We start from the raw sequence: 25,015 nt of genomic DNA, 5'->3' as shown, positions 1-25,015 counted from the left end.
GTGAACCCGATCTACAAGACCCGCCGTCGCAAGGACATCGTGGTTCGCGCGCTCTGCGTCGGCGCCGCCGTCTTCGGCGTCACCTGGCTCGCGCTGATCCTGTTCACGCTGTTCTTCAACGGCCTCAAGGGCCTCAACCTCGAACTCTTCACCCAGAACACGCCGCCGCCGGGATCGAACGAAGGCGGTCTTTTGAACGCGATCACCGGCTCCATCATCATGACCGTGATCGGCGTCGGCCTCGGCGCGCCGCTTGGCCTGTTCGCCGGAACCTATCTCGCCGAATACGGCCGCAACGACCGTCTCACCTCGGTGATCCGTTTCATCAACGACATCCTGTTGAGCGCGCCATCGATCATCATCGGCCTGTTCATCTATGGCGCGATCGTGGTGCCGATGGGCGGCTTCTCGGCGCTCGCAGGTTCGCTGGCGCTTGCGGTGATCGTGATCCCGGTGGTGCTGCGCACCACCGAGGACATGTTGCTGCTCGTTCCCAACCCACTTCGTGAGGCGGCGTCCGCGCTGGGCCTGCCGCGTTCGTTCGTGATCCGGCGGATCGCCTATCGTGCGGCGCGCTCCGGCCTGATCACGGGCGTGCTGCTGGCAACCGCGCGCGTCGCCGGCGAGACCGCGCCGCTGCTGTTCACCGCGCTCTCCAACCAGTTCTTCAGCCTGAACCTGACCAAGACGATGGCGAACCTGCCGGTGACGATCAACAATTTCGTGCAGAGCCCCTACGCCTACTGGAAGCAGTTGGCCTGGAGCGGGGCCCTCATCATCACGCTGACCGTACTTGCTCTCAACATTGGCGCGCGCATTCTTGGCGCCGAGAGGACCGCAAAATGACCGATCTTTCCGCTTCCGTGAGTGTTCCCGCGACACCGGTGCCGACTGTGGTCGGCCATGCTTCGGGCCATGCCGAGCCGCCGGCCAAGGTGACCGCGCGCGGCCTGAATTTCTACTACGGCGAACACCACGCGCTGAAGAACATCAACATTACGCTCGGCACCAACCGCGTCACCGCGTTCATCGGCCCGTCCGGCTGCGGCAAGTCGACCTTGCTGCGGATTTTCAACCGGATGTACGACCTCTATCCGGGACAGCGCGCCACCGGCCAGTTGATGCTCGACCAGACCAACATTCTCGATCCCAAGCTTGATCTCAATTTGCTGCGGGCGCGGGTCGGCATGGTGTTCCAGAAGCCGACGCCGTTTCCGATGACGATCTACGAGAACATCGCCTTCGGTATCCGCCTGTACGAGAAGATCTCGCGGTCCGAAATGGACGACCGGGTCGAAAGGGCGCTGCGCGGCGGCGCGCTGTGGAACGAGGTGAAGGACAAGCTCAATGCTTCGGGCCTGAGCCTGTCCGGCGGCCAGCAGCAGCGGCTTTGCATCGCCCGCACCGTGGCGGTGCGTCCCGAGGTGATCCTGTTCGACGAGCCGTGCTCGGCGCTCGACCCGATCTCGACCGCGAAAGTCGAGGAACTGATCCAGGAACTCGCCGAAAATTACACGATCGCCATTGTTACCCACAACATGCAGCAGGCGGCCCGCGTCTCCGACAAAACAGCCTTCATGTATTTGGGCGAATTGATCGAGTTCGACGAAACCAACAAGATTTTCACCTCGCCGAACGACCGGCGAACCCAGGACTACATCACCGGCCGGTTCGGCTAGGGAATAAGATCAGGCCCGGCGTGGTTCGGGCATGATCGAAGGAGAGCAGGATGGCCTCTGAACATACCGCCAAGGCGTTCGACAGCGACCTTCAGGAATTGACGCGGCTGGTGGCCGAAATGGGCGGTCTTGCCGAGCGCATGATCGTGGATGCCGTCGATGCGCTGATCCGCCGCGATGTCGCGGTCGGCCGCCGCGTGGTCGAGACCGACGCCGAGATCGACAACTTGCAGCGTCTGATCGAAGAGCGCGCGGTGCTGACAATTGCCCGGCGTCAGCCGATGGCGGTGGATTTGCGCGAGATCGTTGGCGCGATGCGGGTTGCGATCGATCTCGAACGGATCGGCGACCTTGCCAAGAACATGGGCAAGCGGGTCGCGGCGCTGGAAAGCGATTTCCAGCCCTTGAAGCTGATCCGCGGGCTCGAGCACATGACCGACCTTGTGCAATCGCAGGTGAAGTCGGTGCTGGATGCCTACGCGGCGCACGATCTGCCGGCGGCCATGACCGTCTGGAAGAACGACGAGGAAGTCGACGCGATCTGTACTTCGCTGTTTCGCGAGTTGCTCACCTACATGATGGAAGACCCGCGCAACATCAGCTTCTGTATTCATCTGATGTTCTGCGCCAAGAACATTGAACGGATCGGCGACCATGCCACCAACATCGCCGAGACCGTGTTTTACATGATCGAGGGCCAGCAAATTCTCGACAAACGACCGAAAGGTGACATGACGACCTTTGCTACAACCGTGCCCGGAACCTGATCTTTGCTGTCCGGGGCAATCGCACCTAGCTCACATTTCAAAGACGAAAGAAGGCTAAGCACATGAGCGCACGCATTCTGGTGGTGGAAGACGAGGAAGCGTTGACAACGCTGTTGCGCTATAACCTCGACGCCGAAGGATATGACGTCGAAACGGTCGGACGGGGCGACGACGCCGATACCCGCCTGAAGGAGCGGGTTCCCGATCTGATCGTGCTGGACTGGATGCTGCCGGGACTCTCCGGCATCGAATTATGCCGCCGCTTGCGGGCCCGGCCCGAAACCAAACAGCTTCCGATCATCATGCTGACCGCGCGCGGCGAGGAAAGCGAACGGGTGAGGGGACTTGCGACCGGCGCCGACGATTACATCGTCAAGCCGTTCTCGGTTCCGGAATTGCTGGCGCGGGTTCGTGGTCTGTTGCGCCGTGCAAGCCCGGAGCGTCTCGCCACCGTGCTCACCTATGGCGATATCGAATTGGATCGCGAGAAGCGCCGTGTCGCCCGCTCCGGCCGTCCGGTCGATCTCGGGCCGACCGAATACCGGTTGCTCGAATTCTTCCTGGAGCATCCGGGCCGCGTGTTCTCACGCGAGCAACTGCTCGACAGCGTCTGGGGCCGCGACATCTATATCGACGAGCGCACGGTCGACGTGCATATCGGCCGCCTGCGCAAGCTGCTCAATCCGGGCCGCGAGCAGGACCCGATCCGCACCGTGCGCGGCGCGGGCTACGCGCTCGACGATCGCTTCGCGAAGGTCGAATAAGCCTTTCGCGGAGTATGACCCGGTCATAAAAAAGAGCGCGCCCAAGGCGCGCTCTTTTCGCGTTCGATGAAGCTTGCAATTACCGCGTCGTCTTCGGCGCTTGACGACGCCGGTCGCCGGTCGGCTGATAGGCGATGCGCGAATGATGCGCGCAATAGGGCAGGCTGTTCAGCGCTTTGCCGCCGCAGAAGAAGAACTCCGGGCTCGAGGGATCGCCGACCGGCCAGTGACAGGTGGCCTCGTTCAATTCAAGCAGCGACAGCCGCTGGCTCATCGGCACCACATTGTCATAGGCGATCGGATCCGGCTCGAGTTCGACCTCGAAAGCATGCGCGAGCGCCGTGTTGCCGCGCGACACCGGACGCGAGACCCGCATCATATGTTGCGCGGGGCGCGCCTTGCGCGGGCGCGGTGCGGCCGAAGAGGGGCTCTTGGCGCGTCCGGAAAGCCCAAGCCGGTGCACTTTGCCGATTACCGCATTCCGCGTCACATTTCCGAGTTCGGCGGCGATCTGGCTCGCCGAGAGGCCCGCTTCCCAGAGCTTCTTCAGTTGTTCGACGCGATCGTCAGACCATGTCAATACCGTCATCGCACTCTTTCCTTCGCGTCGCGCCGGCCTGTTGCGGGCAGCGCTGCGGTGCCAATCGTCTCAAAAATCCCTTCCGGCAGAATCCCTTAGCCCTCGCCGGGCGCGAAATGAGCGCGCCCGAACGTTACTCAACTACTGACGACTTAGAGGAGCCGAACCTACCGCACGAGATGTCGTATCCGACGTCTGAGACGCTACAATATGGCGTGACTCCGGCGCAAGAGTCGACGCAAGTGCGTCCACATGTTCCACCGTTTTTAACGATTGTGTTGCGCGCCGGAGACCGCAGTTTTACGGGCAATCCGTTGACACAGTTCGCGGCAGGCCTAAAATACCTGCCACGTGCCGCCCCGAAAAGGCGGCACGTTCCGTTTCGACCGCTGGTCGCCACTCTGATCGTCCACGTCTGGCCGTAACTTGCGACCGCGCCAATGCGCGCAAAGAACGGCCACCTCTAACGCAAGTGTAGCCATGAACAAGAGCGCGACGTCGCATCTGCTTCCGGTATTCGCCAGGGTCGATCTCGCCTTCGAGCGCGGCGAGGGCTGTTGGCTATACGCAACCAACGGCGAGCGCTATCTCGATTTCACCTCGGGCGTCGCGGTGAACGCGCTCGGACACGCGCACCCGCACCTGGTCGCCGCGTTGCAGGAGCAGGCGACGAAACTCTGGCACATGTCGAACCTGTTCAGGAGTCCCGATGGCGAGCGTCTCGCCGCGCGGCTCTGCGAGCAGAGCTTTGCGGACTACGTCTTCTTCTGCAATTCCGGCGCGGAGGCGATGGAGGGCGTCATCAAGCTCGTGCGCCACTATCATTTCTCCAAGGGCCATCCCGAACGCTATCGCATCGTCACCTTCGAAGGCGCTTTCCATGGCCGGACGTTGGCGACGCTCGCCGCAACCGGCACGACGAAATATCTCGAGGGCTTCGGCCCGCCGGTCGACGGTTTCGACCAGGTGCCGCATGGCGATCTCGAAGCCGTCAAGAAGGCGATCGGCCCGCACACCGCCGGCATCCTGATCGAACTGGTGCAGGGCGAAGGCGGCGTGCGTTCGGCATCGCCCGCCTTCATCAAGCCGCTGCGCGCGCTATGCGACGAGCACGGAATACTGCTCGCCTTCGATGAAGTTCAGACCGGCATGGGACGCACCGGCGAACTCTTTGCCTATAAGCGTGTCGGCGTCGCGCCCGATGTGATGTCATTGGCCAAGGCGCTTGGCGGCGGCTTTCCGATCGGCGCGGTGCTGGCGTCGGCAGAAGCCGCGTCCGGCATGGCGCCGGGCTCCCACGGCTCGACCTTCGGCGGCAATCCCTTGGCGGTCGCCGCGGCGAATGCCGTGCTCGACGTGATGCTCGCGCCAGGCTTCTTCGACCATGTGCAGAAGATGTCGCTGCTGTTGAAGCAGAAGCTTGCTTCCGTGGTCGATCGCTACCCGTCGATCCTGACGGAGGTGCGCGGCGAAGGTCTCCTGATCGGCGTCAAGGCGGTGGTGCCGTCCGGCGATCTCGTCAACGCATTGCGCGACGCGAAGCTGCTCACCGTCGGCGCCGGCGACAACGTGGTGCGTTTCCTCGCGCCGCTGATTGTCTCGGAGGCCGAGATCGATCACTCCGTGCAGTCCCTGGAGCGCGCCTGCACCGCGCTGGTGGCTGCCCGGGAAAAGGCGGCCGCGCGATGAGCAAGACGCTGCGTCATTTTCTCGATCTCAACGAGCTTCCGCTCGGCGAGTTGCGCGAGGTGCTGGCCGCGAGTTCGGCCATGAAGGCGAAGCTGAAGGCGCAGAAGGCCGGCGGCGCGCCTGCCGACCGTCCGCTCACCGGCAAGACGCTGGCGATGATTTTCGAAAAGCCCTCGACGCGTACGCGGGTGTCGTTCGATGTCGGCATGCGCCAGCTCGGCGGCGAGGCGATCATGCTGACGGGCGCGGAAATGCAGCTCGGCCGCGGCGAGACCATCGCCGACACCGCGCGCGTGTTGTCGCGCTATGTCGACATCATCATGATCCGGATTCTTAATCACGACGCGTTGCTCGAACTCGCCCAATACGCCACCGTGCCCGTCATCAACGGGCTGACGCGGCGTTCCCACCCCTGCCAGGTGATGGCGGACGTGATGACGTTCGAGGAACATCGCGGGCCGATCCAGGGCCGCACCGTGGCCTGGAGCGGCGACGACAACAACGTGCTCGCTTCCTGGGCGCATGCTGCCGAACGTTTCAAGTTCAATCTGAACGTCGCGACGCCGCCGCAGCTTGCGCCCAACAAGGTGATGCGCGACTGGATTAAGGCGACGCAGGCGCCGATCGTGCTGGGCAACGATCCCGAAGCTGCCGTGCGCGGCGCCGATTGCGTGGTCACCGACACCTGGTTCTCGATGGGCGACAAGGACGGCGAGCATCGCCACAACCTGCTGCGGCCCTATCAGGTCAATGCGCGGCTGATGCGGCTTGCAAAGCCCGATGCGCTGTTCATGCACTGCCTGCCCGCCCATCGCGGCGACGAGGTGACCGACGAGGTTATCGACGGTCCGCAATCGGTGGTGTTCGACGAGGCCGAAAACCGCCTTCACGTGCAAAAGGGCATTCTGGCCTGGTGCCTTCAGGCGGTAGGGTAGCTGCTCCTTATCCCTCCCCCTTGTGGGGAGGGTCGGCCACGCGGAGCGTGGGCGGGGTGGGGGTGCTAACGGAAACGCTGCGCTTCGCTTTACCCCCACCCGACACGCCGCTCGCTTTGCTCGCTGCGTGTCACCCTCCCCACAAGGGGGAGGGATAAGAACATGCCTGTGGCACGAATTCGCTTCGCTAATTCCCCTTTCTTTCTGCACCATCCGACCCCAGATAAGCGCCATGACCTCCAATTCCCCCGACATCAAACTGAAAGAAACGCCGGTTCGCGCGCCCTCGCATGTGCCGGTTGACGACGCGGTGCTGCCGTTCGAGGTGGCTTCGCTCGATCTGCGCGGAAGGCTGACCCGGCTCGGCCCCGGGCTCGACGATCTCCTCGCCAAGCACAACTACCCGACGCCGGTGGCGAAGCTGCTCGGCGAAGCGATTGTGCTGACGACGTTGCTTGGCTCGTCGCTCAAATTTGACGGCCGCTTCATTCTGCAAACCCAGACCGACGGCCCGGTGTCGTTTCTGATCGTCGACTTTCAGGCACCCGATCGCCTGCGCGCCTATGCGCGCTTCGATGCCGGCCAGATCAGGGACGGACAGACCTCCGGCCAGCTGCTCGGCAAGGGCCATCTGGCGATGACGATCGATCAGGGACCGGAGATGAGCCGCTACCAGGGCCTGGTCGCGCTTCAGGGTGGCAGCCTGGAGGACGCCGCGCATGAATACTTCCTGCGCTCTGAACAGATTCCAACGCGGGTGCGGCTTGCAGTCGGCGAGGAGTGGCGTGGCGGCGAAGGCGGTGCGCGGCGGCGCTGGCGCGGTGGCGGCATGCTGTTGCAGTTTTTGCCGAAAGCACCGGAGCGCGCGCGGCAGGCCGATCTCCATCCCGGCGACGCGCCGGAGGGCACGGCTACGCACACCGTTGCCGAGGACGACGCCTGGGTCGAGGGTCAGTCGTTGATCGCAACCGTCGAGGATGTCGAACTGATCGATCCGGCGTTGTCGGGCGAGCGGCTATTGTATCGGCTGTTTCACGAACGCGGCGTGCGGGTGTTCTCGCCGCTGGCGCTGCGTGCGCAATGCTCGTGCTCGCGCGATGCGGTCTCCGCCATGCTCAAGAGCTTTGCGGCGGAAGACCGCGCCGCGATGGTGAAGGACGGCAAGGTCGTCGTGACCTGCGAATTCTGCTCGTCGGTCTATCAGTTCACGCCGCAGGAAGCCGGCGTGGAAGAGGGCGCCGCGTAACTCTAGTGTGAGTTGAGCTTCTCGATCGTGTCTTTGATCCACACGTAATATGGTGCGATGGCGACCGCCATTGTCGCGTTTGAAACATGGCCGACGACGATTCCGACCAGCGCATGCATTCCGCGATAGGCGAAAACCGGCCCGCCGGAATCACCACGGCCCGACCCCGCGTCCGCTTCGCCTGGGCTGACCAGGGTCAGGTAGCCTGAGGTGCCGATGGAAACGCGCAGCAGCACCATGCGCAGGAGGGTGCCCCCGGTCGGATCATTGGCAAAGCCTTCGCCGTAACCGGCGGCAATAAGACCGTCCCCGTTGTGGGGCGTGTACCCACCAAAATAGGCCGGAATGAATCGGTCGGGCAGCGGCTTCTCGAGTTTGAGCAGCGCAAGGTCGGGCCAACCCGGTTTCTCCCGATAGCCAGGATGCTGAATCACTTCCACAACGGGGCTTAACCCCACCGGCGGATTCGAGAGATCGCCCCAGCCGCGATGGCCGCCGACCCACAGGTTCTGAGAGTCCTGCGTACAATGCGCGGCCGTGAGAACGATGTTCTGCACCAGCACCACGCCGGTACAACGACCTTTCGTGCCCCCGACGGCCACCGTGTATTGCTGCAGGGTGTTGTCAATCGGATCACCGCCAACCACCGCAGTCGCCGGCGTGCCGTGAAAAAATAGCGCAATGAAAAGCGTGACGTACCCTCCCAAAATGACGCTTCGCATCGGTCCGCCTCTTCCAAGCGACGGCAATGATCAACCGGAGAATGTGTTCAAAAATAGCCTCGCCTTTTCGGGCAGTTTCATATTGGGGCGCTTCTGAAAATCAGAAAGTTGTCACTTTAATAGACGTTTGAAGCACAGCGGACGTCGAATAGCGGCCCTCCGCCGCCCGCATTATCAGTTTTTTTACTGTGTTTGCCGTCTATTACGCCTCGCGTTGGGCCGCGGGGAAAGACATGCGTAACAGAACATCCAGACGGCATTTCCTTGCCGGTGCCGCTGCGGCCGCCATGATGCCGGGGCTTTCGACCCGGCGGGCTTATTCGACGGTCCAGCCGCAGGTCTTGCGGCTCGGCTTCACCAATCCCCGGGATTCCCAGTTCGGCGCCGGCGCGCTGGAATTGGCCACCTATGTCGAGCGCAATTGCGGCGGCCGGCTGAGGGTCGAGTTGTATCCCGCGGGCGAAACGGGCGGCGAGCTGGAAATGTGCCAGGACGTTGCCGCCGGTACGCTCGAGATGACGTTCGCGTCTTCCGCGGTCTTTGCCGCCATCGAACCCGAACTCAGCATCTTCGATATCCCGTTCTTGTTTCGCGACGTGGCCCACGCCCGCGCCGTGTTGGACAGCGACATCGGCAAGGCGGCGCTGGCGCGGGTCGAGCCGAAGGGCATCATCGGGCTCGCCTGGGGCGAAAACGGTCTTCGCCATCTGACAACCTCCGACCGCGCGGTACATCGGCCGGAAGATCTCAAAAACCTCAAGCTGCGCGTGCCGCAATCCGAGGTGATGGTGGCAAGCTTCAAGGCGTTTGGCGCCGATGCGGGCCCGCTGCCTTTCCCCGATCTCTACTCGGCGCTGTCTTCCGGCGCTTTCCAGGCCGAGGAAAACCCGATCCCGACCGTCCTTGCGGCGAATTTCGACAAGGTCCAGCGCTACCTGTGCCTCACCGGGCATGTTTATTCGCCGGCGGCCTTCCTGATCTCGAAGCGGGTTTTCGAGCGCCTCACGCTGGAAGATCAGCAGGCGCTGCGTCTCGCCGGCGTCGTCGGCAGCAAAGCGAGCCGGGTCTATGTCGATCGGGCCGAAAAGAACGGCCTCGAGGAGCTTCGCCGCCGCGGCATGAAGGTGGTCGAGGATATCGACCGGCCTGCCTTCGTCGCCTCTCTCGCCAGCCTTGAAAGCCAGTTCCAGAAGCAGTTTGGCAAAGACAAGATCGACGCTATCCGCGCTTTTGGCAAGTGAGGCAAAACCGATGTCCTTATTATCTGTCGCGAACCGGATCAGCCTCAATGGCCGCCTGATCGGCGGCTTTGGGCTCCTGATCGTGCTGAGTGCCGGCACCTCCGTTTTCTACAATCTTCGGATCCGCGACGTGCGGGACAATGTCGCTCACATCGAGCGTGCCTCGGTGGCGACCGACACCGTCAGCAATTTTGGCCGCGAACTTCTGCTGCTGCGGCGTGTCATCGTCGATTATGTCCGTTCCGGCGCGGCGACGGATCGGGCAAAGGCGCTCGCGGCGTTCGAGCCGCTCGACAAGTCGATCGACAAGGTCCGCGAAGTCGTCGGCCCGCGCGGCGATGTGCTGCGCACCGGCCTTTCCGATTACCATGCTGCATTCGGCAAGCTGGATGAAGAAATCAAGAAGCGCCAGGCCGCGCTTGGCGGCATCAACGCCAGCGGCATCCGGCTCACCAACACGCTGACGACCGCGACGCTTGAGCTTGGCGCCGCCAATGAAGCGTCGCTTCCACCGGCGCAACGGCTCGAACAGGCGATCCAGGCGCTTCGCACTGTCGTCTATCGTTACATGGCAACGCCGTCGGCCGGTGATCTCGATATCATCGCGACGGAACGCGAACGGGTCGGTAGGGAACTGGCCGCCGTGAAGGCTTCGCCTCCGGCCGATCCGGCGCTGGCGAAGATCATCGCCGCATTGCCGGCGCAGGCCGAAAAGATGCTGGCTTCTTCCGATCAGCTCGTCAGCACGGCGGCCTCGACGGAGCAGACGTTTGCGGCTCTGGTCAAAACCGGCATCAAGCTCGGTGACGACGCAGAATCTCTCCGCAATGACTATCAGGCCAGCCGCAGCGAAGCCGTGTCGACCGCCGCGCGAATTGCCGAGGAGGCCTCGACGGCAGGCTCGATTGCGGCGGTAACGGTCGGCGTGCTGGCCATTATCCTGGCCGGTCTCATCACGGTGTCGATCTCGACCCTGATCAAGCGGATGACCCGAACGATGTCGCAACTCGCCGACGGGGATCTGAGCGTCGAAATCGAAGGCGCCGGGCGGGGTGACCAGATCGGCAACATGGCGCGCGCCGTCAGCATCTTCAAGGACAACGCCATCCGCATGGCCGAGGTCGAGACCGAGAAGCACCGTCTCGCGGCGCAGACCGAGCAGGATCGCAAGGCGGGCCTGAGAGAATTGGCCGCGCGGCTCGAGCGCGCGGTCAAGGATATTGCGGACGCCGTGAAACAGTCGGCGCAACGCATGCACGATGGCGCGGCCACCATGAGTGGCGCGGCCGAACGGACCAAGTCGCAGTCGAGCACGGTGGCGACCGCGTCCGGGCAGGCGTCCGCCAATGTTCAGACGGTCGCCTCTGCGGCCGAGGAATTGTCGGCCTCGATCCGCGAGATCGGTCAGCAGGCGCAAAGCTCGGCGAACGTCGCGCGCCGCGCCGCCGACCAGGCGAGCCAGACCACGGCCACGATGGAAGGCCTGTCGCAGGCCGCCGTTCGCATCGGCGAGGTGATCAACCTGATCAACTCCATTGCCTCGCAGACCAATCTGTTGGCGCTCAACGCGACGATCGAGGCCGCGCGTGCGGGCGACGCCGGCCGCGGCTTTGCGGTCGTCGCTTCGGAAGTCAAAAACCTCGCCGCCCAGACGGCGCGCGCGACCGAGGATATCGCAGCGCAGATCTCGTCGATCCAGGGCGAGACCAAGCAGGCCGCCACCGCCATCAAGGGCATCGAATCCATCATCATGGAAATCAACCAGATCGCGACCACGACTGCGAGCGCGGTCGAGGAGCAGGGCGCTGCCACGGCCGAGATCGCGCGCAACGTCCAGCAGGCCGCGGCCGGCACCGACGAGGTGTCGAGCAATATCGCGGGCGTCCTTCAGGCCGCCGCCGAAACCGACGAGCATGCCCGGATTGCATTGGAGAACTCCAACGAGTTGTCCGGTCAGGCCGACCGGCTCTGGCAGGCCGTCATCGGCTTTGTCGAGGACGTGAAGGCCGCCTGATCTGGGTATATACGGCGCGCGGCTGTGTTCTGAAGTCGCTATTTCCGCGGAAGCGCGTAGTCCGGCCTCACCAGCAGCGGATGTTCCGGCATGATGACGGGCTTCTTATAGTCCGCGGTGTCGGAGCCGCATGTAAACGGAGTCTTGCCGCATTCCCGCACCATGGCCTGTGATGCAATTTCGCACGCGGCCTTGTTCGGGTGGCCGTTGCACCTTCTGACATACGCCTGAGCCATTTCCGACAGCGGCCTGTTGCTCCGTTCGTACTCGTGCCCGATCAGGTAGGTGATCGCTTCCAGGCAGGCCTGATCGGCGAAGCTCAGCTCAAATTGGTCTGGCGACGAAGTGTCGGCCTGTTCGGCTGCGAGCGAGGGCAGGCTGAAGACCAGCACCGCGAAAACCAGAAACGCCTTCGACATCGCTACGTCTCTGATCATCGACATGATCAATTTCCATTCGATCCGCAGTTCAGCGGTTGAACCTTGCGGTTTTCGTCGATGAGGTCGGCCGCGCCCTTGCACACCGAAACGTCGGGATGCGCGTTACAGGTCCTGGTCCAACCCGCAGCTTCCACCTGGCGCTCGCTTTCCGTGTGGCTCAGCCATGTCGCGGTGACGTTGGCGCAGACCAGGTCGAACGACGGAAGAAACGAAGCGGCAATATCGGAGCTGTTCTTGATGTCTTGCCCGCATTTCAGGAACGGTGCCTTCCTGTATTGCCTGATGAGGGCCGCGGTCTCGATACATTCGCTCCGCCTCGGATGACCGGTGCAAATTCTGATCCAGCCCGGCATTTCAGCAAGGTGGGCTTCTTCCGAGTTTTCAGCCAGCGTTCGGGCGAGCCTGGTGCAGGCCAGATTGTAGAATTTGTCCTGAGCGGCGCTCGAAGAGAGAGGATCGGCGTTCAGCGCCGACGGCCCGCCAATCGCGAGCGCGAGACTCGCTGCGAGCAGAAAAACTCCCCGACAAATTCTTTGGCACCCGGTTGTTGACATCTGGCGGCTGTCGTCCCGATGGGGTGAATGATCCAGAGGGTAGGGCAGGCACAGTACGAGGTCGGTTCATGATTTCCATTGCCGATTGGCAGGGCGAATTTTAGGCGTCCCTTCACAGCGACGGCAGCCCGAGAGGCGGGCGCCCGGGTAGTAAGGCTCCCCCTTGGGCAAGACTCGCCCGAATTTCTGATTTTCAGAAATTCGCTTGACGCCATGGTAGACACAGCATTAAGAGCGATTCCATCCCGCCTCCTACAGAGGGGCGTTTCGCGATCGTCACGATACGTAGAGCGCGGGATGCGGTGGACGCCTGTTGCGCGAGAGACGAGCGCGTGAGGCGGACGGCGAAGTCGTGTGGTCCTGGCACCCCGATGCTGGTGTCAACTCGCGATGATGCTGCGCATCACGCGGGGATGGTGGCAAGAAAGCCGGTCACCAGGGAGAGCACGAAGGAAGCCGTAAAACCATCGCGCAGGGAATGCCGGGTGTTTCCGGTGAACCCGTGGTGACTTCGCTCGTGTGCTTTTTATTTGCACGCGAGGCTGCGGGTGCATGGAGCGCCCGGCATTCCCTGCGCCCTCTTCAGAAGGGAGGCGGAGATTTGCGGAACAAGACTCGCGCGGATGACGCGGCGGGATCGCGGACATGTGCAGAAATGGCATCGATTATCCGCCGTCAGTTCATCGCGGCTTTTCCTCTACAGACGGTGGGCAGCAGCCATTCTCGAACGTGGGTTGTGCATCGCAACATAGCGCTTATCCCTCTGTTCTACAGAGAGGTGCGCACTGTGACCGACACGAATGCTGATGCTTGGGTTTCTTCGAAGCATCAACCGATGGGTTTCCCCGAATTCGTCATCGTTATCGCTTCAATCATGGCGCTGAACCCGCTGGCCATGGACATGATGCTGCCGGCGCTGCCCGACATCGCATCGACATTCCATGTCACGGCCGCCAACAAGCCGCAGGAAGTCTTGTCGTCGTTCCTGATCGGCTTTGGTATCGGCCAATTTATCATGGGGCCGCTGTCGGATCGTTTCGGCCGGCGTCCTGTGTTGATCGATGGCATGGCGCTTTATTGCGTCGGCAGCATTCTGGCGATCATGTCGTCATCGTTCGAGATGTTGTTGCTGGCGCGTGTGTTGCAGGGCCTCGGCACGTCGGCGACCCGTGTGATCGCCACCTCAATCGTCCGTGACTGTTACGCCGGGCGTCGAATGGCGAGCGTCGTGTCGCTGGCGATGATGATCTTTATCGCGGTCCCCGTGATCGCGCCGTCGCTGGGCGAGGCGCTGATGGCGTTGACGGAGTGGCGCGGAATTTTCGTGGTCTTGATGTTGTACGGAGTGTTCGCGCTCATTTGGAGCGCCGTCCGGCTACCGGAAACCTTAGCCGTCAACGAGCGCAAATCGCTGGCCATCCGTGACGTTCTCGGCGCGTTTCGCCAGACCGTGACCAATCGCCAGACCTTGGGATATGCAGTCGCAGCCGGCGGCGTGCAGGGATCCCTGTTCGCCTTCGTGTTCTCGTCGCAGCAGGTCTTCACCCAGATCTATGGACTTGGTCACTACTTTCCGCTGGCGTTCGCGGCAGCCGCGATCGGCACAGCCATCGCGGGCTTTCTCAACGCGCGTTTCGTCGGCCGGATCGGCATGCGTGTGATCTCGCATGGTGCGCTGGTCGGCTTCGTTGCCGTGGCCGGGATCATGCTTTTGGCGGCAAAGATGGGAATGCTGCCGCTTGCCTTGTTCGTGAGCCTGGCGGCACTCATGATGTTCGCATTCGGGCTGATGTTTGCCAATTTCACATCGCTGGCGATGGAGCCTCAGGGCAAAATCGCCGGTACCGCGTCATCGCTTTATGGATCCATCACGACGCTGCTCGGCATTGGCATCGGCACGACGATCGGCCAATCCTATGACGGCACGTTGTTGCCGTTTGCGACCGGATTTTTCCTTTGCACGCTGGCATCCCTGACCGTGGTCTTGATTGTCGAAAAGGGCCGTCTCTTCACGCCTCATGCGAGGGCGGCAAACTAAATCCTGGTCGGATCCGGCATCGAGCAGCAAAGCGAACCGAAGCGTTCTGTCGGCCCGTCAGTTCAACACGCGCTTGGCCTCGGGGCTGTCGAGCGAAAATGTCGGCACGTCGATCTCGAACTTTTCGCCGTTTTCGGTGACCATTTGATAGCGACCGGTCATGAAGCCGGACGCCGTCGGCAGGGGAACGCCGGAGGTGTATTCGAAACGCTCGCCGGGCGCGAGCACCGGCTGCTCCCCGACCACGCCCTCGCCGCGGACTTCCTGCTGGCGGCCGGTCGCATCCGTAATGATCCAGTGCCGCGTGCGCAGTTGCACGGTCTCCGGTCCGGAATTGACGATGACGATGGTGTAGGACCAGAAATACTGCCGGTTTTCCACGGACGAGCGCTCCGGGAGGAAATTTGGCTCCACGGTCACTTCGATGTCGCGGGTCACGGCGCGGTACATGCAGATTCGATCATTGTCTCTCTGGGAATTGATATCCTACCCGATCGCTTGAGCAGAACCAATTGTGCCGGAGCGCCTGATGCGGTGTTTTCCATCCCCGTTTCACCACAGTTCGGAGTTAACGCCCGGCTTTGCTTGTCCCCCTTTGGCCTATAGACTTGCGGGATGCGTCGGCCGAACGGACCATGCCGTTAGAGATGATCTGAGATGACCTCGGTTGCCGATCAGATTTCCGGACCGCCGCTTGCGGCCGAAGCCGTTGTTGTAGCGCGCGATGCCGCCGCCGCGCCGGCAATTGCGCGGCCGGTGGCGGCCGAGCGTGAATTGCGGCTCGACCTGTTCCGCGGGCTCGCGCTGTGGCTGATCTTCATCGACCATCTGCCGCAGAACCTTCTGACCTGGCTTACGATCCGCAACTACGGCTTTTCCGACGCCACCGAAATCTTCATCTTCATTTCCGGCTACACCGCGTCCTTTGTCTACGGCCGGGCGATGCGCGACGCCGGCCTGGTCGTGGCGACCGCGCGCATCCTGCGGCGGGTCTGGCAGATCTACGTCGCGCACGTCTTCCTGTTCACGATCTTCCTTGCCGAAATCTCCTATGTCGCCACCCGCTTCGAGAACCCGCTCTACACCGAAGAAATGGGGATCCTGGATTTTCTGAAAGAGCCCGACGTCACCATCGTCCAGGCGCTGCTGCTGCGTTTCCGTCCCGTGAATATGGACGTGCTGCCGCTCTACATCGTCTTGATGCTGTTCCTGCCATTGATCCTGTGGCTGATGCGGCGGAGCGCCGACCTGACGCTTGGGCTGTCCGTTCTGCTTTACGCCGCGACCTGGGAATTCGATCTTTATCTATCGGCCTATCCGAACGGTTTCTGGGCCTTCAATCCGTTCGCCTGGCAATTGCTGTTCGTGTTCGGCGCCTGGTGCGCCCAGGGCGGCGCGCAGCGGATGTCGCGCATCCTCGCCTCGCCGGTCACGCTGTGGATCAGCATCGGCTACCTGCTGTTCGCCTTCTTTGTCACACTGACCTGGTATATGCCGCAGCTCAGCCACCTGATGCCGAAGCGGCTCGAGCAGTGGATGTATCCCATCAGCAAGACCGACCTTGACGTGCTGCGCTTCGCGCACTTCCTGGCGCTGGCGGCCGTGACCGTGCGCTTCCTGCCCAAGGATTGGCCAGGTCTGAAATCGCCGTGGCTCAAACCGTTAATCCTTTGCGGCCAGCATTCGCTTGAGATCTTCTGTCTTGGCGTATTCCTGGCCTTTGCCGGCCACTTCATCCTGGCGGAGTTCTCGGGCGGTACCGGGTTGCATTTTGTTATCAGTATTTCGGGAATCCTGATCATGTCGGCCGCGGCGTGGCTTTTTTCATGGTACAAGCACTCTGCCGACAAGAGTGGGTCCAAAGCCAAGGCCACCGGCGGCAACGCCGATTTGGCGGGAGGGGGCGCATGAGGTTCGTCTCAGGGGCAATCCTGAGTGTGAGCGTGTTGGCCGGTTTTCTGGCCGTCGTTCCCCTGCGCGCTGAAGATGCACCAGCGCCTGCGCCTGCGCCAACGCCCGCCACCCCCGCAGCATGCGAGGTTCCCGACTATCTGTTCTCCGGCGACAATGCGCTGCCGAAGGTCACTGAGGCCATCAAGGCGGCCCGCCCGCTGAATATTCTGGTCATCGGCAGTCGCTCGTCGACCATCAATGTCGGCGTTGCGAGTGCGTCGGAGGCTGCCGCCTATCCCGGTCAGATGCTGGCCGCATTGAAGGCGAAGCTGCCGGCGGTCGAGGTTAACTTATCCGTAGAAATACAGGCCAAAAAGACCGCCGAAGAGATCGCTAGCGGTCTCGGGAAGTTGGTAGAGAGTAAAAAGCCTACTTTAGTCATCTGGCAGACCGGAACCGTGGATGCTATGCGCTCTGTCGATCCCGACGATTTCCGCACCGCCGTCGGCGAAGGCGTGGTGGCATCGAAGGAGGCGGGCGCCGACGTCGTGCTGGTCAACCCGCAATACAGCCCGCGCACGGAATCGATGATTTCGGCTTCGCCCTACCTGGACAACATGCGCGTGGTTGCCCAGGAGCATGAGGTCCCGCTGTTTGATCGCTTCGCGCTGATGAAGACCTGGTCGGAGTCGGGAGAGTTTGACCTGTTCACGGCCGTGCATGGCTCGGAGCTTGCAAGGCGGGTTCACAACTGCCTCGGACGAGCCCTGTCGGAATTCATTTTGGCGGCGGCGCAGCCGAAGCCCGTGCAGGAGAATTGAGGAAGTCTATCGTTGATGTTTTGGAGCTATTGCCGCCCTTTTTGCCGATCGATGTGGTTAGCAGCCTCCGTAGCGTTCATACTGCCGGCTGCGCTCGTGCCCGCTCGCGCCGAGACAACGCAGCAGGCCGCGGTAATCGACGCCGCAAAGTCCGATAGCGCCAAATCTGAAAGTACGAATTCCGGCAGCGCGAACTTCGACGCCAGGCCGGCCGCCGATAAATCCGAACCAGGCGCCACGGCCCAGGCTGGCGAACCAAATCAGACGCCGCCCGCCAAGGAAGCGCCGCCGGCCAATCAGGTCCAGCCTGCTCTGCAACCGAAGAGCCTGACCGAAAAGGCGATCGACAAGGTCAGGCAGGTCGCAAAATCCGCCAGCGATATTTTCGGCCGTGTGCCGTGCCTGGCCCCCAAGGGACTGGCGCGATCGTTCTCGCTGCCTCGTGTCGCGCGCAAGCTCTCCGCGGGAGAGCCGCTCGTGATCGTCGCGTTCGGATCGTCGTCAACCCAGGGGTACGGCACCTCCTCGCCCGAATTCACCTATCCCAACCGCTTGGCGGCGCAGTTGCAGCGGAAATATCCCACCGCAAATATCACGGTCGTCAATCGCGGCCGTGGCGGCGAAGATGCCCCCGAAATGATGAAGCGGTTGCAGACCGAAGTGATCGACATGCATCCCGACATGGTGATCTGGCAGGTCGGGACCAACGCGGTGATCCGCGATCTCGACCCTGATGCAACGGGGCAAATGGTACAGGATGGCGTGGCCCGGATTCAGGCGTCGGGCGCCGACGTCGTGCTGGTCGACCTGCAATATTCGCCGCGGGTGAACGAGCATCCGGAAGGCGCGAGCAGGATGGTGAAGCTGCTCCGCAGGATCGCCCAGCTTCGGCATATCGGCGTGTTCCCGCGGTTCGAGGTGATGCGGCAGTGGCATGAGAACCAGTCGCTGCCGATCGACAGTTTCGTCATTGCCGACGGCCTGCACATGAACGATTGGGGCTATGCCTGTTTCGCCCAGTTGCTTGGCGACGACATCATTCGCTCGGTCGGCCAGATCAAGCTCGGCGTCAACGTGCCGTCCGGCGTGCCAAACCGGCCGATGTGACGCCTTCAGGCGTCATCCCGGGGCGCGCTACGCGCGCTCCAGTCCCGCGTGCAAATCCTCGATCAGGTCGTCGGCATGCTCGAGGCCGGCGGAAAAGCGGATGAAGCCGTCGCTGATCCCGAGCTCGGTGCGGGCTTCCGGCGAAAGCCGCTGATGCGTCGTGGTGGCAGGATGGGTGACGAGGCTCTTGGCGTCGCCGAGATTGTTGGAGATGCGCGCGAGCCTCAGGCCGTTGAGCGTGCGGAATGCCGCTGCCTTGCCGCCCTTGACCTCGAAGCCGACCAGCGTCGATCCGGCGCGCATCTGCTTCTTCACCAGCGCTGCCTGCGGATGATCTTCGCGGCCGGGATAGATCAGGCGCGAGACCTTCGGGTGCTGGACGAGAGCATCGGCGACTTTCGCCGCCGTGTCGGTCTGGGCACGAACCCGCACCGCCAGCGTCTCCAATCCCTTGAGAAGCACCCAAGCGTTGAACGGCGACAGCGATGGGCCGGTCTGGCGCATGAAGTTGTGCAGATGCTCGGCAACAAACGCCTCCGACGACAGGATCATGCCGCCGAGACAACGGCCCTGGCCGTCGATGTGCTTGGTTGCGGAATAGACCACGACATCGGCGCCGAGCGTGAGCGGACTTTGCCAGATCGGCGTGGCGAACACGTTGTCGACGATCAGCCGCGCGCCGCCGGCGTGCGCGATATCGGCAATCGCCGAGATGTCGAGTACGTCGAGCGTCGGGTTGGTCGGGCTTTCCAGGAAGAAGCTCTTGGTGTTCGGCCGCACCGCGCGTTGCCACTGGTCGAGATCGAGGCCGTCGACCAGCGTCGAGGCGATGCCATAGCGCGGCAGCAGGTCTTCCACCACATAACGGCAGGAGCCGAACATCGCCTTCGCCGCCACGACGTGATCGCCGGCCTTCAGCGGCGCGAGGATCGCGGTCGTCACCGCCGCCATGCCGGTTGCGGTGGAGCGGCCGGCTTCGGCGCCTTCGAGCTCGATCATGCGGCGCTCGAACATCGCAATCGTCGGATTGGAGTAGCGCGAATAGATGTAGCCGGGGTCCTCGCCTTTGAAGCGGGCTTCGCACAGCTCGGCGGTGTCGTAGACGTAGCCCTGGGTAAGGAACATCGCTTCCGACGTTTCGCCGAATTCCGAGCGGATGGTTCCGGAGTGAACCAGGCGGGTTTCGGGGCGGTAGCGGGCCGTAGGAGAGGGTTTGGCAGACGCCGACTTGGTAGAACTGGACATGTGACCTCCTGGCCATCCTTTCGAAAACGGCCATAAAAAAACCGGCCTGGAAAAATTCCATCAGGCCGGGATCACACTGTCCCCGGCCTGTTTAGCGACTTATTTAACGTGGCTGCAAGCCGGCCGGCTCAAATCACCACGGGATAAGTCATGCTGATATTCCCTCGCACCCTTTCCGTCAAGGCGGCCATCGGTTAACCGATAAAAGCCCTTGTTTTTCGGCGTTTGGAGCATTCCTGAAGGATCCTGCCCCCGTGAGTTTCACGCTTCCGCCCGGCGCCCATGGCATCCTGCCCGACCGCACGATCGCGGCGATGGCGGATTCGGGCCTGATCCTTCCGGCCTATCCGTTTGTCGAAAGCCAGATCCAGCCGGCGAGCCTCGATCTTCGTCTCGGCGACATCGCCTACCGGGTGCGGGCGAGCTTTCTGCCGGGGCCGGGCGCGACGGTGGCCGAGCGCATTGATGAGCTGAAGCTGCACGAGATTTCACTGGCCGATGGCGCGGTGCTCGAGACCAACTGCGTCTATATCGTGCCGTTGTTGGAATCGCTGGCGCTGCCGGGCGAAATCGTCGCTGCTGCAAACCCCAAAAGCTCGACCGGCCGGCTCGACGTCTTCACCCGCGTGATCGCGGACGGCACGCGCCGCTTCGACATGATCGGCGCCGGTTATCACGGTCCGCTTTATGCCGAGATCAGTCCCAAGACCTTTCCGGTGCTGCTGCGCGAGGGATCTCGGCTCTCGCAGGTGCGTTTCCGCGTCGGCGACGCGATCCTCAGCGCCGACGAACTCAACGCATTGCATACGCTGGAGCGGCTGGTCGATGTCAACGATGCCGACCTTGCCAACGGCGTGGCGCTGAGTGTTGATCTCTCGGGCGAGAACTCCAAGGGATTCGTCGGCTACCGCGCCAAGCGCCACACCGGCGTGGTCGATGTCGACCGCCGCGGCGGCTACACGGTCGACGAATTCTGGGAGCCGATCGCGGCGCGGTCCGACGGCAGCCTCATCCTCGATCCGGGCGAGTTCTACATCCTGGCCTCGAAGGAAGCCGTGCAAGTGCCGCCGGACTATGCCGCGGAGATGGTGCCGTTCGATCCGCTGGTCGGCGAATTTCGCGTGCACTATGCGGGCTTCTTCGATCCCGGCTTCGGTTATGCCGGCGCCGGCGGCAAGGGCTCGCGCGCGGTCCTGGAAGTGCGCTCGCGCGAAGTGCCGTTCATTCTCGAGCACGGGCAGATCGTCGGCCGTCTGGTCTACGAGAAAATGCAATCAAGGCCGAATGCGATGTACGGCCAGCGCATCGGTTCGAACTATCAGGCGCAGGGGCTGAAGCTCTCCAAGCATTTTCGCGTCTGATCGAACTCGCCACTTGCAGGGGACGGTACCAGTGGTCCGATTCTAACATTCGCATCCTTTCGCGGCGGCCACTTTTGCGAATGTCGGAATCATAGGACCGCTAGCAAATATAGGTTTCTAGTGGAGTTTTGGATTTGACATTCGCTCGACGAACCCGCGGCTAGGCGGGTAGCGAATGTCAAATCCACTCCACTAGGCCCTTCACCCACTTCTCGTGCGGCGCAGCAATATCGCGGTCGGCGGAGCGATGCGTCTTTCGGTCGACGCGCGCTGATTGTATCATCTCCCCAAAGAACCGCGGAGAACCGGGCAGGGAAACGACCAATCAGGGGAGACTTCGATGACGATCGCGATCACACACGGAACGTTGTCCGACTCAGATCATAGCGCGCAATTGCGCAAGGCGGTCATCGCGTCGACCATCGGCACCGCCATCGAGTGGTATGACTTTTTCCTCTATGGCACCGCCGCCGGGCTGATCTTTGGCAAGCTCTTCTTTCCCAACGAGGATGCGCTGACGGCGACGCTGGCGGCCTTCGGAACCTATTTCATCGGCTTCGTCGGGCGCCCGATCGGTGCCGCGATATTCGGTCACTACGGTGATCGGATCGGCCGCAAGGCGACATTGATCGCTACTCTGCTCTGCATGGGTATCGCCACCTTCCTGATCGCATTCGTGCCCACCTACTCCTCGATCGGCATCTGGGGCGCCGTCATCCTGACGGTGTTGCGGATGCTGCAGGGCATCGGCGTGGGTGGCGAGTGGGGCGGATCGGTGCTGTTGGCGATGGAATGGTCGCGTACCCATGGCCAACGCGGGCTGGTCTCAGCCTGGCCGCAATTCGGCGTGCCGTGCGGCCTGTTCCTGGCCAATCTTGCCGTGCTCGCGTTCAGCCAACTAACGGGCGACCAGTTTATCACCTGGGGCTGGCGACTGCCTTTCGCGCTCTCGATCGTTCTCGTTGGCGTCGGGTTGTGGATTCGCCTTGGTATTCTTGAGACGCCGGTGTTCCAGCAGCTTCTGGACAACCGCAAGATCGAGAAGGCTCCCATCATCGAGGTCTTCAAAAAGCATCCGAAGGAGATATTGCTGTCGGCCTTGCTGCGGATGTCCGAGCAAGCGCCGTTCTATATCTTTACCGCATTCATCTTCGCCTACGCAGTCGGCACCCTGAAGATGTCGCGCGATCTGATCCTGATGGCGGTGCTGGTTGCGGCTTGCGTTTCGTTCATCACCATTCCTCTGTCAGGCCACATCTCCGACCTGATCGGGCGCAGGAAGATGTATCTGATCGGCGCCGCGACGACGGGGATATTCGGCTTCCTGTATTTCGGGATGGTGGACACCGCTGTGCCGTCCCTGGTCTTTATCGCGATCGTGTTGTCGCTGATCCCGCACGATATGCAATATGGGCCGCAGGCAGCCTTGATCGCCGAGGCCTTTACGCCGCGATTGCGCTACAGTGGTGCTTCGCTCGGCTACCAACTCGCCTCCGTGATCGCGGGCGGTCCAGCGCCCTTGATCGCGACGGCGCTGTTCGCCTCCTATCACTCCGGCTATGCGGTTTCGATCTACATCGCTGCCTGCTCGGTCGTAAGCCTCATCGCGGCGTCGCTTATGCCTGATTACACCGGCAAGGATATTTCAAAGGAGTATGATGACTGACGCGGGAGTGAGCCGCGCCGATCCAGGCGCATGCCGTTATGGTTAGACGCGCTTCTTTGTTTGCGCCGTTCGCGACGGCCTCGCTGCCGCTCGGAGTCCGCGCTCCTCACCATGATGCGTTTGTCTAGTGCCGCCTATTTGAAGTTCCCGCACTACAAGCGGCGAATTTTGTTCAGGAACTTCAAATAGAGAAGCGGCACTAGAATCATAGATTTGCTAGTGCCGATAACTTTCCGAAGTTCGTGGAAGGTGCGTGCTGAGGTGTAACGCGAACTTCGGAAAGTGGGCACTATCGCGCCGCCGACTTTCCAGCGGGCGTCACGCGCCAGATCGTGTTGCCGACATCATCGGCCACGAGCAGCGCGCCGCGTTTGTCGATCGCGACGCCCACGGGGCGGCCCTGCGCTTCGCCATCCGCATTGAGGAAGCCGGTCAGGATGTCGCGCGGCTGTCCCGACGGCATTCCATTGGCGAACGGCACGAAGATCACCTTGTAACCGGCGCGCGGCTTGCGATTCCACGAACCGTGCTGGCCGACGAAGGCTCCGTTCGCCATGTCAGGCGCAAACAGATTGCCGGTGTTGAAGGCCAAACCCAGCGAGGCGGTATGCGCGCCGAGCGCATAATCCGGCGCGATCGCGTTCGCGACCAGATCGGCGCGCTGCGGCTGAACGCGGGCATCGACATGCTGGCCATAATAGCTGTACGGCCAGCCGTAAAATCCGCCGTCCTTCACCGAGGTCATGTAATCCGGCACGAGATCGTTGCCGAGTTCGTCGCGTTCGTTGACGACGACCCACAGCGCGCCGCTCTGCGGCTGCCACGCAGGTCCGTTCGGATTGCGAATGCCGGAGGCGAACACACGCGATTTTCCGGTCGCGCGATCGACCTCGAGCACGGCGGCACGGTTGGTTTCAGCGTCCATGCCGTTTTCGCCGATATTGCTGTTGGAGCCGACCGTTGCATAGAGTTTGGCGCCGTCGGGCGAGGCGACCAGGTCCTTGGTCCAGTGATGATTGAGCGGGCCGCCCGGTAGGTCCGCGAGTTTTACCCCGGCCGCGGCAATCTTGGTGTCGCCGGCGTGGTAGGTGAATTTCACGATCGCATCCGAATTGGCGACATAGAAATCATTGCCGACTAGTGCCATGCCGAACGGCGAATTCAGGCCTTCGAGAAAAACCGACTTTGTTTCCGCAACGCCATCGCCGTCGGCATCGCGCAACAGCGTAATGCGGTTGGCGCTGCGCGTGTCGGCGCCGGCGCGGCCGAGCACGATCCTGGTGATCCAGCCTTTGATGCCTCTGTTCTCTTCCGGACGCTCCGGCGCATTGGTCTCGGCCACCAGCACGTCACCGTTCGGCAGGACGTGCATCGTGCGCGGATGATCGAGCCCGGTCGCAAACGCATTGACCGCCATTCCGTCCGCAGCCATCGGCTTGCCGCCGGCCGGCCAGCCCACCGCCTTGGCGACGTTGACGGTCGGCACCACCGATTTTTCCGGCTCGACCAGCACAGGCTTCGGACCATAGGTCTGTCCGACCGTCGCCGTTTCCTGCTCGTTGCAGCCTGTCAACGACACCGCGAGGCTTACGGCGGCGGCGATGAGCCAGTGATTTCGGCATGGAGATTTCTTCATCCGGTCCTCGCCTGCGGCGCGCCATGGAAATCCGACGCCGGCAAGCTATACCATGAAATGCGGCACGACCGGGATTGGCGCTGGTCGCGTTACGCGCTTCCCAGCGTCTTCTGCATCGCAACGGCCGCGAGGTCCATCTGCTCGGAGATGTAGGGGGCGATCTCGTTCGGCAGCACGTCGACGATCCAGATGATCCGGCTGCGGTTGTCGCCGTCGCCGAGCACCTGCACCGAGCCGTTATAGTGATTGACGCGCTCGCGTCCGGTAATGGCATAGGCCAGGCGCCGCCGCGTGTCGTCGCAATCCACAAACTCCTCGCGCACCACATTGCCGTTATGGAAGGTCACGATGCGGGCGTTGCCGTCGAGACGGCAGTCGACGACAAATCCTGGATTGAGCCGTTGATGCACCGCACCGAAATCGCGCACCGCCTCCCAGACAGCATCGGGGTGCGCATGGATGGGAATGTCCTTGCAGATAGAGGCCATATTGCTCACTTTCTTGGTAACGCGTTGCGAGAGTTCTCTCCTCATGGTGAGGAGCCCCCGGCGGCGTTTGCGCCGTCCGGTGCGCATCGCCGGACGATGCTTTGCATCGCCGGGAGAACCATGAGGCCT

General features: G+C 62.4%; 22 protein-coding genes, 1 pseudogene and 1 riboswitch. Of the genes and pseudogenes, 15 read left to right on the top strand and 8 right to left on the bottom strand.

Annotated features, from left to right (window positions below):
• The 4 genes from pstA (at position 1) to phoB (ending at position 3,210) form a co-directional block, all read left to right on the top strand.
• A complete protein-coding gene (gene pstA, locus BUA38_RS10835; RefSeq protein WP_072817921.1) occupies positions 1-846 on the top strand; it encodes a phosphate ABC transporter permease PstA in 846 nt (281 codons plus the stop codon).
• Positions 843-1,679: a phosphate ABC transporter ATP-binding protein PstB gene (gene pstB / locus BUA38_RS10830; RefSeq protein ID WP_072817920.1), complete on the top strand. Its 837-nt coding sequence runs from the start codon at positions 843-845 to the stop codon at positions 1,677-1,679. The genes pstA and pstB overlap by 4 nt, the downstream gene beginning before the upstream one ends.
• A gap of 50 nt (positions 1,680-1,729) precedes the next feature.
• Entirely contained in the window at positions 1,730-2,446 is a 717-nt protein-coding gene (gene phoU, locus BUA38_RS10825; RefSeq protein WP_072817919.1) for a phosphate signaling complex protein PhoU, read from the top strand.
• Positions 2,447-2,508: 62 nt separating this feature from the next.
• Positions 2,509-3,210 carry a phosphate regulon transcriptional regulator PhoB gene (phoB, locus tag BUA38_RS10820; RefSeq protein ID WP_072817918.1) on the top strand — a complete coding sequence of 234 codons (702 nt, stop codon included), beginning with the start codon at positions 2,509-2,511 and terminating at the stop codon, positions 3,208-3,210.
• Positions 3,211-3,289: 79 nt separating this feature from the next.
• On the opposite strand, the gene BUA38_RS10815 is transcribed toward phoB, so the two are convergent.
• Complete coding sequence (locus tag BUA38_RS10815) at positions 3,290-3,799, bottom strand: GcrA family cell cycle regulator (protein WP_072817917.1); 510 nt, start codon at positions 3,797-3,799, stop codon at positions 3,290-3,292.
• Positions 3,800-4,270: 471 nt separating this feature from the next.
• Here BUA38_RS10815 and BUA38_RS10810 point away from each other — a divergent pair, with 471 nt between their 5' ends.
• The 3 genes from BUA38_RS10810 to BUA38_RS10800 all read left to right on the top strand — a co-directional run bounded on the left by BUA38_RS10810 (position 4,271) and on the right by BUA38_RS10800 (position 7,660).
• Positions 4,271-5,479 carry an aspartate aminotransferase family protein gene (locus BUA38_RS10810; RefSeq protein ID WP_072817916.1) on the top strand — a complete coding sequence of 403 codons (1,209 nt, stop codon included), beginning with the start codon at positions 4,271-4,273 and terminating at the stop codon, positions 5,477-5,479.
• A complete protein-coding gene (gene argF, locus BUA38_RS10805; protein WP_072817915.1) occupies positions 5,476-6,414 on the top strand; it encodes an ornithine carbamoyltransferase in 939 nt (312 codons plus the stop codon). Before BUA38_RS10810 ends, argF begins: the two co-directional genes overlap by 4 nt.
• Positions 6,415-6,646: 232 nt before the next feature.
• Entirely contained in the window at positions 6,647-7,660 is a 1,014-nt protein-coding gene (locus BUA38_RS10800) for an Hsp33 family molecular chaperone (protein WP_072817914.1), read from the top strand.
• Positions 7,661-7,662: 2 nt separating this feature from the next.
• Here BUA38_RS10800 and BUA38_RS10795 read toward each other — a convergent pair whose 3' ends face one another.
• The gene (locus BUA38_RS10795) at positions 7,663-8,382 is read right to left on the bottom strand and encodes a trypsin-like serine protease (RefSeq protein WP_072817913.1); all 720 of its coding nucleotides are present in this window, start codon (positions 8,380-8,382) and stop codon (positions 7,663-7,665) included.
• Positions 8,383-8,615: 233 nt separating this feature from the next.
• On the opposite strand from BUA38_RS10795, the gene dctP reads away from it, so the two are divergent.
• Together dctP and BUA38_RS38765 are read left to right on the top strand one after the other, a co-directional pair.
• The gene (gene dctP, locus BUA38_RS10790; RefSeq protein ID WP_156898488.1) at positions 8,616-9,623 is read left to right on the top strand and encodes a TRAP transporter substrate-binding protein DctP; all 1,008 of its coding nucleotides are present in this window, start codon (positions 8,616-8,618) and stop codon (positions 9,621-9,623) included.
• Positions 9,624-10,596: 973 nt separating this feature from the next.
• Positions 10,597-11,637, top strand: a pseudogene (locus BUA38_RS38765) (methyl-accepting chemotaxis protein); the annotation flags it as partial.
• A 38-nt stretch (positions 11,638-11,675) separates the two neighbouring features.
• Here the strand turns inward: BUA38_RS38765 and BUA38_RS10780 are convergent.
• Together BUA38_RS10780 and BUA38_RS10775 are read right to left on the bottom strand one after the other, a co-directional pair.
• The gene (locus BUA38_RS10780) at positions 11,676-12,080 is read right to left on the bottom strand and encodes a hypothetical protein (RefSeq protein ID WP_072817910.1); all 405 of its coding nucleotides are present in this window, start codon (positions 12,078-12,080) and stop codon (positions 11,676-11,678) included.
• A 2-nt stretch (positions 12,081-12,082) separates the two neighbouring features.
• Entirely contained in the window at positions 12,083-12,631 is a 549-nt protein-coding gene (locus BUA38_RS10775) for a hypothetical protein (protein ID WP_072817909.1), read from the bottom strand.
• An 835-nt stretch (positions 12,632-13,466) separates the two neighbouring features.
• Between BUA38_RS10775 and BUA38_RS10770 the strand changes: the two genes are divergently transcribed.
• Complete coding sequence (locus BUA38_RS10770) at positions 13,467-14,669, top strand: multidrug effflux MFS transporter (protein WP_156898487.1); 1,203 nt, start codon at positions 13,467-13,469, stop codon at positions 14,667-14,669.
• A gap of 57 nt (positions 14,670-14,726) precedes the next feature.
• On the opposite strand, the gene apaG is transcribed toward BUA38_RS10770, so the two are convergent.
• Positions 14,727-15,119 carry a Co2+/Mg2+ efflux protein ApaG gene (gene apaG / locus BUA38_RS10765; RefSeq protein ID WP_072817907.1) on the bottom strand — a complete coding sequence of 131 codons (393 nt, stop codon included), beginning with the start codon at positions 15,117-15,119 and terminating at the stop codon, positions 14,727-14,729.
• Positions 15,120-15,326: 207 nt separating this feature from the next.
• Between apaG and BUA38_RS10760 the strand changes: the two genes are divergently transcribed.
• From BUA38_RS10760 to BUA38_RS10750, 3 genes are read left to right on the top strand one after another with little or no spacing between them, the layout of a single operon-like run.
• Positions 15,327-16,580 carry an OpgC domain-containing protein gene (locus tag BUA38_RS10760; protein ID WP_072817906.1) on the top strand — a complete coding sequence of 418 codons (1,254 nt, stop codon included), beginning with the start codon at positions 15,327-15,329 and terminating at the stop codon, positions 16,578-16,580.
• Positions 16,577-17,383: an SGNH/GDSL hydrolase family protein gene (locus BUA38_RS10755; protein WP_072817905.1), complete on the top strand. Its 807-nt coding sequence runs from the start codon at positions 16,577-16,579 to the stop codon at positions 17,381-17,383. The genes BUA38_RS10760 and BUA38_RS10755 overlap by 4 nt, the downstream gene beginning before the upstream one ends.
• 15 nt (positions 17,384-17,398) lie before the next feature.
• On the top strand, positions 17,399-18,490 hold the full coding sequence (locus BUA38_RS10750) for an SGNH/GDSL hydrolase family protein (protein WP_425304955.1): 1,092 nt from the start codon (positions 17,399-17,401) through the stop codon (positions 18,488-18,490).
• A 27-nt stretch (positions 18,491-18,517) separates the two neighbouring features.
• On the opposite strand, the gene BUA38_RS10745 is transcribed toward BUA38_RS10750, so the two are convergent.
• Positions 18,518-19,735: an O-succinylhomoserine sulfhydrylase gene (locus tag BUA38_RS10745; RefSeq protein ID WP_072817903.1), complete on the bottom strand. Its 1,218-nt coding sequence runs from the start codon at positions 19,733-19,735 to the stop codon at positions 18,518-18,520.
• 70 nt (positions 19,736-19,805) lie between these two features.
• Positions 19,806-19,885: riboswitch (SAM riboswitch) on the bottom strand.
• A 104-nt stretch (positions 19,886-19,989) separates the two neighbouring features.
• On the opposite strand from BUA38_RS10745, the gene BUA38_RS10740 reads away from it, so the two are divergent.
• Positions 19,990-21,096 carry a 2'-deoxycytidine 5'-triphosphate deaminase gene (locus tag BUA38_RS10740; RefSeq protein WP_072817902.1) on the top strand — a complete coding sequence of 369 codons (1,107 nt, stop codon included), beginning with the start codon at positions 19,990-19,992 and terminating at the stop codon, positions 21,094-21,096.
• Between the two features lie 340 nt (positions 21,097-21,436).
• On the top strand, positions 21,437-22,762 hold the full coding sequence (locus tag BUA38_RS10735) for an MFS transporter (protein WP_072817901.1): 1,326 nt from the start codon (positions 21,437-21,439) through the stop codon (positions 22,760-22,762).
• 289 nt (positions 22,763-23,051) lie between these two features.
• On the opposite strand, the gene BUA38_RS10730 is transcribed toward BUA38_RS10735, so the two are convergent.
• Together BUA38_RS10730 and BUA38_RS10725 are read right to left on the bottom strand one after the other, a co-directional pair.
• Positions 23,052-24,398, bottom strand: a complete 1,347-nt coding sequence (locus tag BUA38_RS10730) for a PQQ-dependent sugar dehydrogenase (RefSeq protein WP_072817900.1) — start codon at positions 24,396-24,398, stop codon at positions 23,052-23,054.
• Positions 24,399-24,487: 89 nt separating this feature from the next.
• The gene (locus BUA38_RS10725; protein WP_072826019.1) at positions 24,488-24,886 is read right to left on the bottom strand and encodes an SRPBCC family protein; all 399 of its coding nucleotides are present in this window, start codon (positions 24,884-24,886) and stop codon (positions 24,488-24,490) included.
• Positions 24,887-25,015 lie beyond the last annotated feature (129 nt).

This window comes from Bradyrhizobium erythrophlei, from assembly GCF_900142985.1.
Lineage (GTDB): Bacteria > Pseudomonadota > Alphaproteobacteria > Rhizobiales > Xanthobacteraceae > Bradyrhizobium > Bradyrhizobium erythrophlei_B.
This window is presented reverse-complemented; position numbering and strand designations above follow the sequence as displayed.